The 16689-nt window shown below is 35.9% G+C and carries 13 protein-coding genes; 8 read left to right on the forward strand and 5 right to left on the reverse strand.

Features of this window, described 5'->3' with window-relative positions:
- Nucleotides 1-3: 3 nt before the first annotated feature.
- Entirely contained in the window at nucleotides 4-1185 is a 1182-nt protein-coding gene (locus MT390_RS06510; protein WP_499440229.1) for a sensor domain-containing diguanylate cyclase, read from the forward strand.
- 192 nt (nucleotides 1186-1377) lie between these two features.
- Nucleotides 1378-1977: a DVUA0089 family protein gene (locus MT390_RS06515; RefSeq protein WP_499440231.1), complete on the forward strand. Its 600-nt coding sequence runs from the start codon at nucleotides 1378-1380 to the stop codon at nucleotides 1975-1977.
- A 107-nt stretch (nucleotides 1978-2084) separates the two neighbouring features.
- Here MT390_RS06515 and MT390_RS06520 read toward each other — a convergent pair whose 3' ends face one another.
- The 3 genes from MT390_RS06520 to MT390_RS06530 form a co-directional block, all read right to left on the reverse strand.
- Nucleotides 2085-2840 (reverse strand): SDR family NAD(P)-dependent oxidoreductase, encoded by a 756-nt coding sequence (locus MT390_RS06520; RefSeq protein ID WP_499440232.1) that lies wholly within the window; start codon nucleotides 2838-2840, stop codon nucleotides 2085-2087.
- Between the two features lie 669 nt (nucleotides 2841-3509).
- Nucleotides 3510-4517 carry a putative metalloprotease CJM1_0395 family protein gene (locus MT390_RS06525; RefSeq protein ID WP_499440234.1) on the reverse strand — a complete coding sequence of 336 codons (1008 nt, stop codon included), beginning with the start codon at nucleotides 4515-4517 and terminating at the stop codon, nucleotides 3510-3512.
- Nucleotides 4518-4707: 190 nt separating this feature from the next.
- On the reverse strand, nucleotides 4708-4980 hold the full coding sequence (locus MT390_RS06530; protein WP_499440236.1) for a hypothetical protein: 273 nt from the start codon (nucleotides 4978-4980) through the stop codon (nucleotides 4708-4710).
- A 313-nt stretch (nucleotides 4981-5293) separates the two neighbouring features.
- On the opposite strand from MT390_RS06530, the gene MT390_RS06535 reads away from it, so the two are divergent.
- Entirely contained in the window at nucleotides 5294-5842 is a 549-nt protein-coding gene (locus MT390_RS06535) for an NUDIX hydrolase (RefSeq protein ID WP_499440238.1), read from the forward strand.
- A 150-nt stretch (nucleotides 5843-5992) separates the two neighbouring features.
- Here the strand turns inward: MT390_RS06535 and MT390_RS06540 are convergent, their stop codons facing one another.
- On the reverse strand, nucleotides 5993-8011 hold the full coding sequence (locus tag MT390_RS06540) for a sensor domain-containing diguanylate cyclase (RefSeq protein WP_499440240.1): 2019 nt from the start codon (nucleotides 8009-8011) through the stop codon (nucleotides 5993-5995).
- A 217-nt stretch (nucleotides 8012-8228) separates the two neighbouring features.
- Nucleotides 8229-8873 (reverse strand): DUF2913 family protein, encoded by a 645-nt coding sequence (locus MT390_RS06545; protein ID WP_166369290.1) that lies wholly within the window; start codon nucleotides 8871-8873, stop codon nucleotides 8229-8231.
- Between the two features lie 301 nt (nucleotides 8874-9174).
- Between MT390_RS06545 and MT390_RS06550 the strand changes: the two genes are divergently transcribed.
- From MT390_RS06550 to MT390_RS06570, 5 genes are all read left to right on the forward strand, one after another.
- Entirely contained in the window at nucleotides 9175-10104 is a 930-nt protein-coding gene (locus tag MT390_RS06550; RefSeq protein ID WP_166369292.1) for a patatin-like phospholipase family protein, read from the forward strand.
- Nucleotides 10105-10150: 46 nt separating this feature from the next.
- Nucleotides 10151-10693: a DUF1415 domain-containing protein gene (locus MT390_RS06555; RefSeq protein WP_499440243.1), complete on the forward strand. Its 543-nt coding sequence runs from the start codon at nucleotides 10151-10153 to the stop codon at nucleotides 10691-10693.
- A 269-nt stretch (nucleotides 10694-10962) separates the two neighbouring features.
- Nucleotides 10963-14814 carry an ATP-binding protein gene (locus MT390_RS06560; protein ID WP_499440245.1) on the forward strand — a complete coding sequence of 1284 codons (3852 nt, stop codon included), beginning with the start codon at nucleotides 10963-10965 and terminating at the stop codon, nucleotides 14812-14814.
- Nucleotides 14807-15430: a hypothetical protein gene (locus MT390_RS06565; RefSeq protein ID WP_166369298.1), complete on the forward strand. Its 624-nt coding sequence runs from the start codon at nucleotides 14807-14809 to the stop codon at nucleotides 15428-15430. Before MT390_RS06560 ends, MT390_RS06565 begins: the two co-directional genes overlap by 8 nt.
- The gene (locus MT390_RS06570; protein WP_166369300.1) at nucleotides 15430-16674 is read left to right on the forward strand and encodes a hypothetical protein; all 1245 of its coding nucleotides are present in this window, start codon (nucleotides 15430-15432) and stop codon (nucleotides 16672-16674) included. Before MT390_RS06565 ends, MT390_RS06570 begins: the two co-directional genes overlap by 1 nt.
- The last annotated feature ends 15 nt before the right edge of the window (nucleotides 16675-16689 follow it).

The raw sequence follows: 16689 nt of genomic DNA on the forward strand, positions 1-16689 counted from the left end.
CCTATGAATAAAAGCAATCCAAGTCTTGAACATAATGAACGTTCTCATTCATCGCTCCCTGATCCTTTAGACTTAAAGTCAATTGAACCTGGCGCGTCTCAAATAACTTATCAACACCAAACCTATCAGCATAAAACAATTGCAGATGCAGATAAAACTTTGAATTGTATTTTAGATGTTATTGCAGAAGGCACTTGGGATTGGGATGGTAAAACGGGAAGTGTAGTAAGAAGTACCGCCTGGTTTGAGATGCTAGGTTATGAAGTGGGGACATTTCAACAAAATGTCTATACTTGGGAAAATGTAATCCACAAAGAGGATTACGATAAAGTGATGCAGAGCTTTGAAAAAATAATTACACATCAAACTGATTCATATTGTATCGATTATCGCTGCCGAAAATCCGATGGTAGTTACCTTTGGATCACAGATAGATCTAAAGCGGTTGAATACAACCCAGATGGATCCGTTGCTAGAATTATCGGGGCGCATCAAGATATTCATCAACAAAAAAAAGCACAACTTTCACTATTTAAACAAAATCAACAGTTAGAGTTAGGCAACACTACACTCGAGAAATTAATATCTATCAAAACAGAGCAATTAGAAGCAAAAAACAAACAGCTTGAAGAAAAAATCCTTGAAATAGAGCGCTTAGCTAATACCGATTCTTTAACTAACATTGCAAACCGTAAAAAATTCGAGGAAGCATTAAACAGCGAAATCTCGCGCGCGAACAGATATGAACACGCACTAAGCTTTGTCATTTTTGATATTGACCATTTTAAACTCATTAATGATTCATTTGGCCACAAAATTGGAGATCAGGTGTTACAAAATATGGCTTCAGTAGTGGTAAATAATATTAGAGATATAGATGTTTTTGCACGATGGGGCGGTGAGGAGTTTGTTTTAATATTACCTTGTATAACCATTGAAGCAGCATTAAATTTCAGCGAAAGACTTCGTCAATTAATTAGCCAGACAGAATTATCAAAGGGCGTCTATATAACCTGTAGCTTTGGTGTTAGCGAATATCATAATACAGACACGGTTGAAGACTTGTTTCATCGTGCGGATCAAGCACTTTATCGCGTTAAAAATAATGGCCGTAATAGTGTGCAATGCGAAAAAATAAATGCTGATCCTATCAGCACAAGCAACTGCACAACTAATCAATTATGATATTAAAAACATAATTTATGATTTAATCGCTAAAATAGTTAACCTACTGTTTTTTTATGTTTATTTCTTGTCATAAAATAATATTTTTCTTTTATCTTGGAGTGAATAGCCATTATTAGGTATTTGCTTTATGATATCAAAATTAAATTTGTATATTAGATATAACAGTTAATTTTAATGAAGGAAAATGCAATGAAAAAATTAATAATAGGTAGTCTATTTTATTTAATACTGCCTAATATTGCATATGCAGGGCTGATAACCGAGACTGGTACTGTGAAATATGGTGAAGTAGATTGGTATGATTTTTCTACCTTCGAGACAGGAAAGGTATCTTTATCTGCAGTAGAAACTAATAAAAATAATCATTGGTGGAATAGCAAATACAACAAATATAACCAATTCGATAGCTCTTTATATTTGTTTAAAGACGATGGGTATTTAAGTTGGGACGACCTTATTAAATACTATGATAATAGTGGATATGGTCTTGAGAGTTTTATGACTGTTAACCTTACTGCTGGTGATTACTCCGTTGCTATTACGTCTTCTTATGATAATAAGTATGGATATTACAAAAATTGGTATAGTTCCAATAATGAAACGGGTTATACGTTAAATATTAGTGGAAATTATGTTAGTACGGATGGGACTATTGCACCTATAAATGTAGCGGAACCGGTATCTATTATTTTATTAGCAATTGGTTTATTTGGCATTGCTTATTCTCGCCAAAGAAGATCACCTCTAACACTACCTGCAGTATCTAATTTAGTTTGTTTGTCTAAATAAGTGAGCCCAGTTTCAGTATCTGTATGAACATTAGCATTAAAAACCTTTGAGCCCTTTTAAAGGTATTTGAGGTTTTTAATGCTTTAAATAATGTTAATAAGCTAAGACTAAATACCTAAAGCTTGACCGCCGCCTATTTGGATTGTTTCTGCGGTGATAAACGCTGCGTCTTTACTGACTAAGAAAGAGATCACTCCAGATACATCTTCAGGTTGTCCTAGACGACCTAACATAATGTTATCTTTCCATGATGCAAATACTTCGGGTTTTGTATCTTTAATTTGTTGATGAAACGGTGTATCAATAGTTCCAGGAGAAACTGCATTCACACGAATGCCTGCTGGTGCTAATTCCTTAGCAAGTGCGCGAGTTAAAGTGTGAACCGCAGCTTTTGATGTACCGTAAATACCAGCACCAGGTCCACCTGCATTCCATGCTGCATTTGAAGTGTAGTTAATAATTGAACCACCTTCGGTTTTTTTCAGGAACGGAATGGCAGCACGAGATACAAAGAAAGCACTATCAAGGTTTAATGCCATTACAAAACGAAAGAATTCAGTGGTCATTTCTTCGATAGAGCTTCGTCCGCCGAGGCCACCTGCATTATTGACTACAACATCAATTTGACCGTATTTGTTTCCAATAGCATTAACATTTTCTGTAACAGCTACATCATTGGTGACATCAAAGCCGTAGTATTCCGCTTCGATTCCTTCAGCTTTTAGTTCTGCAACACGTGCTGCACCAACTTCATCTTCAATACCATTTAATACGACAGTATAACCATCTTGACCAAGGCGTTTAGCTACTTGGAAACCAATACCACCAGTTGCACCAGTGATTAAAGCAATTTTTTTAGACATATTATTTTCTCACTATTCGTTAAGTTCATGCTGCAATAAATATGAAGCATTATTAATTGATAAAATGTAATTTAAAGTTGATTGATAGTTAATTTATACTCAAAGTACCCATTTATACTAAAAAACCTATTTAACAATGGTTTTATTGTAATACAAGTAAATATTTTGTAAATAGTAACTATCAATCCTTATCTCTATATTTAAATACCTATTATTGAAATAAAGCATACTTTTATATTGATCATAAAAATCATAATCAAATATTTAATAGGAGTTTTATTAATATTAATGCAATTATTATGCGAATCTAGAAGTAATTAAACATAAGAAATAAAATGCTATCTAACTGTATATGTGGGTTATTTTTATTTATGCTGGGTTGTTTGTTAATTAAGCATAGAGTGAGGTTGAAAAATTAATACGTTAGCCTTTTATTCACCAAATGTTCAAAGGCTTAAAATAAATGCTAATTTATTAGTTTTATATTTGTGAGAGCACACGCAAAATTAACTATCATTTATCATACAAAATAAGTGTGTTTCGATGATTGTTTTTGTATGAATGATTTTATAAGCTGTTTTCTCTAAGAGTTTTCTATAAGTATTGTGAATAAGTATTTTCTAAATGTAGACAGGGAATTGGATATGGGCATTTTAATGTATTACGTGTTTATACTTGTACATTGAAGCTAGAATAGGGCGTAGAACTAATGCTGCTACTTTGATATACATTATTAATATGTAAACTCCGTGCAATCATCTTATCCCTTATTATCTGAGGGCTTTTATCTTCACGTTTATCATTATTTATTGTTTGATTATTGGAAACTGACGGTTCAATATTCTGTGAATCGGTAAAATTTTGTTGTGTGTCGACGCTATCAGCTGAAGAGCCTCTTGAAGAACCCGCTGACGAATGCTCGCTACTGGCGTCACTAGAGGAATCAGGACGGTTTGCTACTGAGATCTCACTGCGTGCTTGTGTCGCCATTTGATCTGCTTCAGCCGCAACTTTTATATCTTGAGCTGAAGGTTGTGCAGGCGCAAGTGCTGCCGCTTTGACCTGTTGTGCTTTTTTTAATGTTGCTTCAGGATCACCTTCAATAGCAGATGTATCGATAGCGACTTCGCCCGACACCGCATACTTTACGCCATCAGGCCCCGTTTGATAGCTATAACTTGGTGAACCTGCATATTGCCCACCTACAGCAGCATGAGATTGTTCATGGATATTTACTTCATTATGACGTGTCTTTAAAGAGTTTATGACGGCTAACTCATCTTCGCTATACGTTTGATTTTTGCCCTTATCTGAGTTGCCATTTGAGTCGTCATTTGACTCTTTATTGGAGGCTTCTGTATTTGCTACTTGTTTGCTATTTTCAACTCCCTCAGCCTTTGCAGCTACTTCTGGATCAGAGTGTGATGATTCTTTATTCTGTTGAGGTGTAACGATTTGTTGAGCACTTTTAATACTGCCATCGATAGTTGGCCTTTGATAAGTTGATGCTTGAGTTGTTGATACTGAAAGGGAGAACCCTTCTATGTTTGGCCGCATCGGTGCTGATTTAGAGCTCTGAGTTTCAGACGAGATATTGGCAGAGGAAACGACATTACTTGCCATTTTTGAGCTTGTTGTCATGCTGATAGGAAGTGGGGTAGCTGCTGATATGTTCATAAAATTTCTATTCCTATTCCAGTACCGATTTCAGTTTCAGTTCTATTTTTAATTCCTATGTCGATTTATTACTAAACTCTATCGCTGCCAAAACCTTATCATTACAAACTTCATCATTACAAACTTCATCATTACAAACTTCATCATTACAAACTTCACCATAATAAACTTCGCCATCATAAACATGCATTTAAACTTTTATGTCGAATAAACTGCCTACCGGTTTATCATCTTGATGTTGATTATTTGTTGTAAGCGATTGGTACTCGGAAACTCTTGAACTGATCACATCTTCACTCGGTGCTTGAGCCTGTAATATTGGTTGTTGTGTTGTTACTTGGTCAACACTTTGTGTCTGTTTTTGAGTCTCGATCGCTAGGTATTTAAGGTCAGAGGTTTCAGGCGCATTTCTTAGGGCGGTAACTGGCTGGCTATGTAGGTTAATACTGCCGTTAATGTCCATATACCCCCTCCAATACCTAAAATTAAATATAAAATGATTCTGTGATTATGGTACAAATGAATGTTAAATACGAATTATTCGTTTGAATAAATGCATCATTATCTATTTTAGCCTCAATTTATTAAGCCGCGATTACACTCTATTTAGCATGTTATAAAGTTATTCGTGCGTTTATTATACGAATCTAAATATTTTTAAACGAATGATATAAATAATTAATCATTATATTGTTTTAGGTTGTTCATTTTTTTGGTTAATTAAACATTACTCATTAAAATAGGCGTCATTGAATTTAATATATTTAGAGAGTGTAATGCGTTTACTGCAACGAGTGGTCCATCCTTCGATTCAAATTGAAAACTTGTCCCCCTGTCATCATCAAAGTTTTACTCGCATAGCAACAAGAGCGATAGTGATCAGAGATAACAAAATTTTATTAATGTTCACTAAGCGCTATAACGACTATTCCTTACCAGGTGGAGGTGTCGATGAGGACGAGGATTTATTAACGGGCTTCAAAAGAGAGCTTGCAGAAGAAACCGGAGCTGTTGGAATAAAGAGTGTACAAGCTTTTGGATTATATGAAGAGTACCGGCCACATAAGAGTGATAAACATAACCCTGAATGTTCTATCATGCATATGCTCTCGTATTGCTACAGCTGCGAAATAGGAGAGCACCTTGGTGCGAATAAACTGGAAGACTATGAAGTTAATAATGGTATGCAAGTGTGCTGGGTTCACATTGACGATGCTATTCAACATAATATTAACACCATGCAAAATGACAAAAAGCAGGGGTTATCGATTCAAAGAGAAACCTATTTAATGCAACAAATAAAAGTACAATTTAGCTTAGATTGACGACTTCTTATGCGAATCTAGGTTATTGATTGAAGATAGGTTTATGAAAGTAGCTTGCTGAAGCTAGATAACTGAAGCTAGATAACTGAAGGTAGATAACTGAAATTAGTTTAATAACTTCAGTTATATAGGATTTTTTAGCTCTAAGTATTAGGCTTCGATTTCATCTGTTGATTGGACTGCTTTATTACGTCCCGTTGTTTTTGCGAAATACAGTGCAACGTCAGCGCGTTTAAGTAGATCATTTAAGTCTTCGTTGGCATTAATACGTTGAGTAGTTCCGATTGATAATGTTATTTCAACCGTGAGTTGATCATCTATTTTTATCTTGTTATTCGCTAATCGCTCACAAATGTTGTTTGCTAGTTCGAGTGTGTCTTTTTTATTTATTCCTCTCGTCAGTATGGCAAACTCTTCACCGCCTATACGAGCCAAAATAGCTTCCTCAGGTAATGCTTTTTGTAGTGAAGCAGCAATGAATTTTAAGACTAAATCACCGACATCATGTCCGAAGTTGTCATTAATACTTTTAAAATGATCGGCATCTATCATTAATAAAGAAACATGGTCATTGGATTCTAACATTTGACTCGCTTGCTTGAAAAAGTGCCTGCGATTACTGATTTCCGTGAGCACATCGGTATTAGCAATATGGTCAAGACGCTTTTCCAGTTCAATACGTTCTGTAATATCAAATGCTGAGGTGCGGGCGATAGCAAAATAACCTTTTTCTAGAATTGAAGTGGCCGATGTAGAAACAAAAAAAGTATGTCCGTCTTTGCATTGTACTTCTAATACAACACCTTCTATGGTTTCATCCAAGTGTAGATTTTTCAAAAACTGCTCAAATACAGGGACACTGCCTTTGGTTAAAAAATCAGTAAAAGACGATCCAACAACTTCTTCGCGTGTGTAACCTAACCAACTTAACTCAGTCTGGTTCATTTTTATGACATAGCCATTTTTATCTAAACTGTGGTAACCACAGGGAGCATTCTCATATAAATCGATTAATTCATTTTTAATGAATAAGTCGTAACGCAGTCGCCTACGTTTTTGTTCTGACATAATTAAAAGCAGTAACAAAATAGCAGCAGACCCGATGAATAATGAAGCGATGATCACACGGCCCACTGGTTTATAAAAAAACGAACTTTCATTCATTACATCATAGGGTAAGAAGATAATTAATTTCCAATTATTCTGTTGCCTAGATTGTTCACTAACAGAAAGGTTAATGGCTCGTTCTGCTTGATATTTACCGATGCTATCTAAACTAAAGGGATTGATCGATACGTAGCGAAATATTCCGTGATCTGATTGATAGATACCACTGTCATTTTTCTGAATTGTAGGCCACGCTTGAGGATATTTATCTTGAAATTTCTGAGAGACTGTATCAAGGCTTCCTCCCCACTCATTGCTTCTATCATGATTACTTATCCAGTAACCTTCTGGGTCTATCAACATACCTTGACCGTTGATACGTAGCCCCATTTGGTCTCTAAAGTTTTGTAATAATTCAGTGGCGAGGTAATTCATTACCATTAAACCAACCGTTTTACCTTCGCTATTGATAACCGGTGTTGCAAAGCGGATAACAGGCTTATAGGGAAATTCAATTTCACCACGCTCTACATTAAGTTCCATAGCAGAGACATAAACTTTACCTTGTGGTTGTTTAATACCTTCTTGAAAATAATGAGTATGTTTTTTACTTTGTAAGTTATTAGGTTTGACGATTTCTACAGAAGGGTTGATATAATTTATTCGAATACGCTCTTTACCTTCAATATCCAGTAGCCTTACTTGGTCGTAGCGGAAAAATGTGGATGCTAAATTAGAAAATAGAGATTCTAATCCTTTTTTGCTTGAAAGCGTGCCATTTTCAAGGAAGTCAACTAATGCTTTGGAGCGAGTGACCATTTGCAATACCATTAATTGTATTTGCATCTCTTTTTGTAGTGCTTGAGTAGTAGAGGTTACAAATGCTTCTTCTTGCGCAAGCATTGTTTTTTCTAAGTTTTGAGTATATTGGAATTGAACGTATACCAAAGTTAGTGCTAAAGCTGTTGCCATTAATAAATAGATCCAGATAAAACGACGCAATACCGATGCTGTAAAAGAGTGAGTTTCGATATCAGTATCGTTGGCAGTATTTTTTGTCATTATTATTGATCTTATTTTTGTTGGTTAAGGATAAAATAGTGTTTATGTCGGTGATATTTTACAAGCAGGTCAATAACGGATATTCAGACGCTAAATTAATCATATTGATGAATTTATAGGGTTATTATTTATGCATTAAAATGCATTTTTATTCAGCAGTTAAACAGAAGCTTATAAAGTGTTCGCACAGTGGTACCAAGCAAACACTTTAAAAGGACTAAGCCATCAATAATTCAGGTAAAAATTCACCTTCGTTATTGTTGTAAATAATATATTCACCATGATATTTAACTTTAGATTTATAATCAGTTACTTTGTAAAGTAATAATGATTGATCAAAGGCTGCTTGTAATGCTTCTGGTAAATCACCACGGATATATAAGCTAATAGGTTTAACTAATAAACCATCTTCAAAATTTTGTTCAAATTGTTGACTACAAATAATCATAGATGCTTGACCTGCACTATGGCGATTTAACTTTTCACCTACTTCAAGGTCAGTGTTAACCATCCATTGTAGTTCAGTTAATTTATCACACAAATTAATTATTTGTTGTTTATTAACAGGTTTTGCTTTTAAGTCTTGGTCAAAAACGTGCTCATAGTGCGCCTTAATTGCCTGAAAGGTTTCAACTAAAGCCGCATTTTTCCCTAAACTACGGGCTTTACGTTGCCAAATTTTTAACGTCGGCAATACATCACTTTCAAAACGTTTTTTCTTCATCGCATTGGTTGTCCATGCCGCTAGAAAATGCGTTTCACTGAGTGGGTTTTTAGGAATTTTACCTTTCAGTTGTGCTTCATGTAAATCCGCTAAAGCAGTCGTGACCACTTGATGAATTGATGTTGAGAAACTAGTCATGATTATCCTGATGATTAAAAAAATAGTAAGCTAAAAGTATGACAGGCTAAGTACCCAGGGACAAGCAAAGATAGGTAATTGTTGTTTGTTGTTGTCAAATAAGGCACTGAACACTTTATTTGCGGACTAAAACTTATTGCTATGAGGGATATTAAGTGTCTGAGATTCAAATAATGCGATGTTAATAGCTAACGTTAATAAAAGTAGAATGCTAAATAAATAAAAAACAACAATGTAAATGGTTAATTAAATATTAAAAGGTGGTTAAAATGGCAAAGCTTACATCGACAGGAATTTTAATATGGTAACTGAAAATCATGTACTTGAAATCAGCCCTAAACAAAAAAAGTGCATATCACTGGTGCTAGGTAGTGGCGGTGCAAGGGGCTTGGCCCATATTGGCATTATTAAGTGGTTAGTAGAAAATAACTATCAAATAAAATCTATATCAGGTTGCTCAATTGGAGCCTTGATTGGCGGTGTATATGCTGCGGGAAAATTAGATGAATTTGAACAATGGGTTTGTGGGTTAAGTAAATTAGATATTATTTCCCTATTAGATATTTCCTGGAGTACGAGTGGGTTATTACGTGGCGATAAAATAATTGATACGTTATTCAAGCTATTAGGTGATCAAACCATCGAAGCCTTACCGCTGCAATTTACAGCTGTTGCGGCAGATATAAAAAATGAGAAAGAAGTGTGGATTAATTCAGGCTGTTTATTCGATGCGATTCGTGCATCTATTTCATTACCTTTATTTTTTACACCGGTTGAACGAAAAGGTGTGCAGCTGATTGATGGCGGTGTGTTAAACCCTGTGCCGATAGCACCAACGTTTAGTGATAATACTGATTTTACTGTTGCGGTTAATCTGGGTGGGGTTATTGATCTGGATAGAGTAGAACCAGATACGTTAATGGATGTGGTAGATAGTATTGAGGATTTACCATTGCAGCAAAAAATTGGCCATTACATCAAACAGTTTGGAGATAACTTAGCATTAACAAATAGCAAACCGCCGACATGGAAAGCTTATGATGTTGCGGACCAAGCCTTTGATGCTATGCAAAGTACCATTGCTCGCTTGAAATTGGCGGCTTACCCTGCCGATTATAATATAGTGATCCCCAGAAATGCCTGTGGCACTTTAGAGTTTGACCGTGCAAAAGAGATGATCGCCTTAGGTTATCAAAGCGCACAGAAAGCGTTACACTTAGACACTATTTAAGCATTAAGCACTCAAGTTAAGTGCAACATTGTAAAAAGGGAAACACGTGGACGTAATTAGTAGTACGCAATCTTGGGTTAACAACGTCATTGTTAAATATAATATTTGTCCATTTGCTAAAAGAGAGGTGGATCGTGGCAGTATTCGTTACTGTGAAGAAACCAGCACTGAAATTGAAGGTGTATTAGATAGACTAACAATTGAATGCGAGTTTTTAGATACACATCCAGAAACTGAAACTACGTTATTAATTTTAAGTGAAGCCTGTAGTGATTTTGAGCACTTTTTAGATTTGGTATATCTATCCAACCATCTTCTACAAATGAGTCATTATGAAGGGGTTTATCAATTAGCTCATTTTCACCCTGATTATTGTTTTGCTGGCGATGATGAAAATGCAGCTTCTAATTATAGCAACCGTTCACCACATCCTACATTACATCTCATTCGAGAGAGCAGTATGGAAAAAGCTATTGCGGCTCATCCTGATGTGGAAGGGATCCCCGATAGGAATATTGCGTTTTTAAATAAAAAAGGTAGTCCTTTTTTTGCTGACCTTCTGGCGAGTTGTTTGTTAGTTAATAAGTAACTAGCACTTCAAATAAGAATATTTTTGAACACTTATGTTTTTAAGTGCTTTTTTATAATTAGCTAACAGGCGAGATTATTAACCTAATAACAATCGTATTGGCTACATATTCTGCATTTACAGAGATTAATGCAAAGTGTTGTTTGAAACTGGTCGACAAACCTTATTAAGCAAGATAAGTTTCACTGTTTTTCGGTTGTATTTATTCCTTTAGATATGACTGCTTCATAAACAAACGTTTTTATAATCAAAGTTAACAAGGATTTTCCATGGCAGAACAGGCCTATCAATTATTACGCATTATTATTATCGATAGCTTTTGGAAAGGGCAGGTTAACGAATTAGACTTATCTGGTCATACGCAACTTGAAGGTACCAACGGCGCTGGTAAAACATCTTTGATGCGTTTACTGCCACTTTTTTATGGTATGAGACCCAGTGAAATAGTTAGTAAAGTGGATCAAGCTAAAAACTTTGCGGATTATTATTTGCCAAGAGACTCTAGTATGTTGGTTTATGAATACCAACGACCTAGTGGTCAAACATGTATGGCACTTGCCAGCTCCGATGGGAGAGGAGTGCAATTTAAATTTATTGATAGTGGTTTTGAAAGTGGATTATTTATTGGTGAAAATCATTTTCCGTTAACCGTCTCAGAAGTTGAAAGAGCTTATCGAAATTTAGGTGTGGAATGCTCTAACTATTTAGGCGTTGATAAATACCGACAAGTGATTCAAAACTTACGCAGTGGTCGTAAAGTTAAAGAGGTTCGTCAATTACAAAATCGTTTCTCATTCAGCGATTTAGCTACTCCTCACCTGGATAAAGTAGTGAATGGTACGATTGAAAAAAATCTAGATTTCGATGCGGTTAAACAAATGCTGGTGGCTATCGCTAGCGATCACATTGCGCGCAGCGTGGGACAAGAAAAAGAACAAATTACCCTCAACAAACAAGATATTAGTTTATGGTTAGCTGATATCCAAGCTAGTCGCTCGATTCAAAAAGTAAGTGATAAAATTGCGTTATGGCAAACAGATTTTACGCAGTTAGACAGTTTATTGATTAAGCTGCAGCATTTGCATGCGGAAATGTTAGCGCACCAGCAAAATATCACTGAATTGCAACAGCAACGTAGTGATCAAAAAGCTAGCTTTAGAGATGAAATAACGGTTCTGGATAAACAATTAAAAGAACAAAGCCTTCTGCTTCAAACTGAAATAAGCCAAATAGCGGCTAAGATAGAAGCGGATCAAAGCCGAATTGATTTGTTAGATGACGATAAATTAAAGTTTGATGAAAATGACGCAGCGAGTTATCAATTACAAGCCGATAATGCACCTCGTTACCAACAAGCCTTAAACGATGTCAATGAAATTATTGAAGCGTTCGAAGGTAATTTAAATAAGGTTCAAGCTAAATTTGAGTCATTATTACAATCGTTAACCTTGCAAAAGGTACAGGATGAAGCACGTAATAATGAGCAAGTCTCGCAGATCAAAGAACAATCTAATCTACAACTATCGGTCGTGTCCGAAAACTATCAAGGTCAGTTAAGTAAACTAAACGAACAACTTAACGAATCATTTTTAAAAATAAATATGGACCTGCAGACGCTACAAAACCAGTTAAAAATGGAAGAATTAGCGCAGAAAAATATTACTGTTGAAGAAAGCTTGCGAGCTGATATTGAAGCAAATCAAGTCAGTATGTCAGAAGTTAAAGATAACCTAAGTGACTGCCTACAGGTCTTAAGCTCTGATAATGACCAATTAAATACGCTAGAAAAACAACGTATTCAACTCTTAGAGCAACATAAACAACACAACCGCCAGCTTGAAGATGTCAAAAAATCACGTCAGCAATTACAGTTACAACTCTTACCTGAAGTTAACTCACTGCAGCATTTTTTAAGCAATGAGCCAAATGCGTTAGGTTGGAAAAACAATATTGGACGAGTGTTATCAGCTCAACAGTTAGCACGTAAAGATCTTAATCCTCAATGGGTTTCACAGGGAGATAACGCAGAAACTTTATTTGGATTGAAAATAGATTTAGATCAGCTGCAAGATAATGATTTACAACTTAATGAAAACGAACTTAGAGAAAAACTAAGTGATGTAGAGCAAAAAATTGCAGCCTTGATTAAAAAGGTGACAGATCTAGAATCTCAACTTAATGAATTGACTAAACAGATTGTAAATCAACAGGTTTTAATCAGCGAACGTAAACAAAATTTACAAAAAGTAGAATTAAAACGCCAACAATTTAAAGCACAACAAGAAAATCTTGAGCTTAAAAAACAACATTATTTAAAACAAGCGGCATTAGCGTTTGAAGATAATATTAAAAAGCTCACCACACAAATTAAAAATCAACATACTAAGCTTGAAGAATTTAAAGCTTTACAGCAAGAGCAGCGCTTTGAGTTGAGCAATCAAATGCTGGATCAACGCATGGTGATTGAATCTGATCGAGATAGTCAATTAGAGCAATTAGCAGAGCAGTTAACATCTATTAAAGACAGCGCTAAAACACGACAAAAAGATTATAAGCAACAACGCGACCGAGCATTAGAAGAGCTAGATCCCGATGGCGAAGTTGATAAGCGCATTAAACAACGGGTTGAGTTAACTGAAAAACTAGAACAATGTGCTGTATGGGCCCGTAAAGCCCGTGAGTACCAACAGTTTATGAATGAACGTTATGTACACCGTGATCAATTAGTTGAAAAAAACCAAAACCGAGAAGTGCAAAAGCGTGGCTTAGAAAATAGCTTAGCGGATTTGAAAATTGAAAAAAATAATTTAATCGGTGAGAAACAAAAACAATTTAAGAAAGTATCACAACAATTAAATGACGATGCCGATCTGTTATTACAATTAGGGTTAGCGCAACGAGAGTGCGAGCAATACGGTATTGAAGCAACTTTAAGTGAATCTGAACCGCATAACAGTGCCGATTTAACAGTAACATTCTGTGGCGATTGGATAAAACAATTCAGAACTATTGATAAACGATTACAAAGTCAAATCACTCAGTTTAATACCGCCTTTGCTAAGCATAATGCAAACAGTGAATTATATGAAAACTGGGTTAAATTAGTGTCTGATAATGATATTTATGAAGGCGCTCGTAGTCTGTTTAAGTATCAGCATCCGATCGCTGACTTATTAAGTAGTGCCGCTCAAAAGCAAAAAAATACTTATCAACTAGTCACCGTCAATGCGAATATGATCAATGAGTTTTATCAGCATATAGAAAATTTTGCGCGTCGCATTAAAAGCATTGGTAAACAGTTATCAAGTAACGTCACTAAGCTCGCTCATTTCGAAGCGTTAGCGGACATTAATGTTAATACTGTGATGAAACAAGAAGAGCTTGATTATTGGGGACCATTACAGCAATTTGCAAAATTGTTTGACAAATATCGTGATGATTTACGTGAAGGAGTGGGTGATATTCCCGATGATTTGATTGTTGCGATGCAAAAATTGTCGACTTATCTACCTAGTGATGGTTTTGCATTAGCGCATCATCAATTGTTTGATATAGAGTTTACTATCTCAGAAAAGGGGCAGTTAAAACACGCTCGTAATGCGCGACAGTTGAAAAAAATCAGTTCTACGGGCTTATCCTACTTAGCGATGCTTTCTTTATATGCGGGTATTTTGGGTATGTTACGAGGTGAAAGCGATGCTAAAACACAAATCATCCTACCAGTGGATGAATTAGGTGAACTGGCAGCAGAAAATATCGACCTGTTATTGACCATGTTTAACGATAATGCGATCACTATGCTATCGGCTTCACCTTCTACGGATAGGCATATTTTATCTTTATATCAACGTCATTATAAGATTAAAGATAATAAGATTTTCCATGCGCATATTCCAACTTCTCGCTTAGATGAATTACTGCTACAACGTAAAAAAGTAGCCGAGCAGCTCAAGAACCAAGTAAATGAACATACAAGTACTAATGTAAGCACTCATGCAAGTACGGACGTAAGCGCTATTGAGAACTCACAAGAAAAACTTGAGCAAAACAATACAGAGAGTGAGCAACCGTCATCAAGTACTGATATAGATATGATCTCAAAGGAGCCTCAAAATGTTTAAGCAAACTGTTCAGCAACTATTAACAGGAGCGGTAATTTGTGAAACAGGGTTTGCCGATGAATTCCTCTATTTGCAGGCTCAATCTAATCAGGATCGTGTCTCGGATTTTTTATCTAATTTAGACCGTGATTTAACGTACTTAGACAGTGCCGATGCCTATTATTGTACTTTTAACGAAGTAGACGCTAATAACAGTGCTGAACTGACCACTTTATTTACCGATATTAGAGGGATGTTTCGTCCGTTAGTAGAGTTCTTAGAGTTGATCCTCACTGCCAGTCAAACCGATTTACCTATCCATGCTAAATCAATTATTAATATCAACGAGCTATTTGATCCTTTTGAACATGATCAAACTTTACGTGAACAACTGCGCCATTTAACCGCTATACGTCCTTTTAAAACGAATAAATTAGAAAGCCGTGAACAGTTGGTATTTGTGTTTCATAAACTTGAAGAGTTAGGATATTTTGTGCGTAAGAATGCTGGAAGTAGTCGCTATTTTGCGACTGCGCGTTTCGATTTAATCTATTTATTGATTGAGTTTCTGAATGACTCAGAACGCATTGAGTTACCTGAAACGGAACAGCAACAACAAGAAGAGTTATTGTTTTAATGGCTGGCTACGATACCAAAGATGTTGCGGAGTTATTGCGTCAACTTGGCTCAAATGACCAATTGCTTGCTGAAGCCTATGTATTTGGTTCGATACAGGGCGACGGTGGCGATGCACGTAAAATTGCTGCTTTGCATAAAAAAGCGTTATTAAGGCCCGACGATGAACCGGGTGATTATCGTGTAAGTGCTGAATTAAAACGCATGCTAAACCGGTTAATGCGTAAACAAAGTAGTTACCGTCAACTTACTGATATGGGTAAAGTAATTGATGTATTGGAAGATACTGTCAACGACTACCGTTTATCTGTGATTGGCGACCAGCAGGACGATGCAGAATACTATTTAGATCAACTTGATGATCTGCTTTATGAAGCAAAAGATAACTTAAATGTTAGCTTAGATAATATGCATTATGCCATTTCCAGTCAGTTTGGTTTTGTATCTACTATTAGTGCCAAGGTTCGTGAAAATGAACGTGCTTTAACCTATGCACAAAAGCTATTAACTGAGTTACAACAGATTGACCCTGAAACTTGTTATGAGTGGATGAATTGGGCTTGCCCGGTAGAACTGGCGCGTAAAATCAGTGGTTTCATCTATTGGTTTAATCAGACTCTTCCAAGGTTACGTTACATCATTGACAGTATGCGCCTAAGTTTATTTAAATTACGACGCGATGAAAAACAGGCAAGCCTATTACGCAATATGGCGCGGTATCTTCACAAACACCCTGAATTTGAAATTAATGAACAGGTGTTTGAAGACAAAACTTTACCGAAACCATTACGTTTTGCTGCGCCGATGCCGATTAAGTCGTATATCAATGTTAAAGAAACAGCGCATGAAATTGCATTAATTGAAATTGTACAATCACTGCGTAAATTGAGTTCAGTGGTTAAACCTAATGCGCGTGAAACATCGGAAGTCGAATTGATTGCTAATGTTGCTATGAGTTTCAGTTACGATTACTTTGAAGAGCAGACAGAACGTTTATTTGAACAAGCTATTACCACTGGAAACCCCGTTTCTGCTATTAAATATTGGCAACAAGCGTTACCAGAATGGCATAGCGAACAACAACATATCGACCCGACACCTTGGGTTGAGTTAGTGTTTAGTAGTTATTGTAAATTAACCAATATACAACAAGCATTGATAGATATTCGCCCTAAAGGCCAACAATTAAAGGGTATTTCCCATAATTGGTCGTACAGTGATATTGTCGTTAAAGTAAATAGTTAAGGTCAATTATTATTT

It is taken from the genome of Vibrio sp. 2-Bac 85 (assembly GCF_037546705.1).
Lineage (GTDB): Bacteria > Pseudomonadota > Gammaproteobacteria > Enterobacterales > Psychromonadaceae > Psychromonas.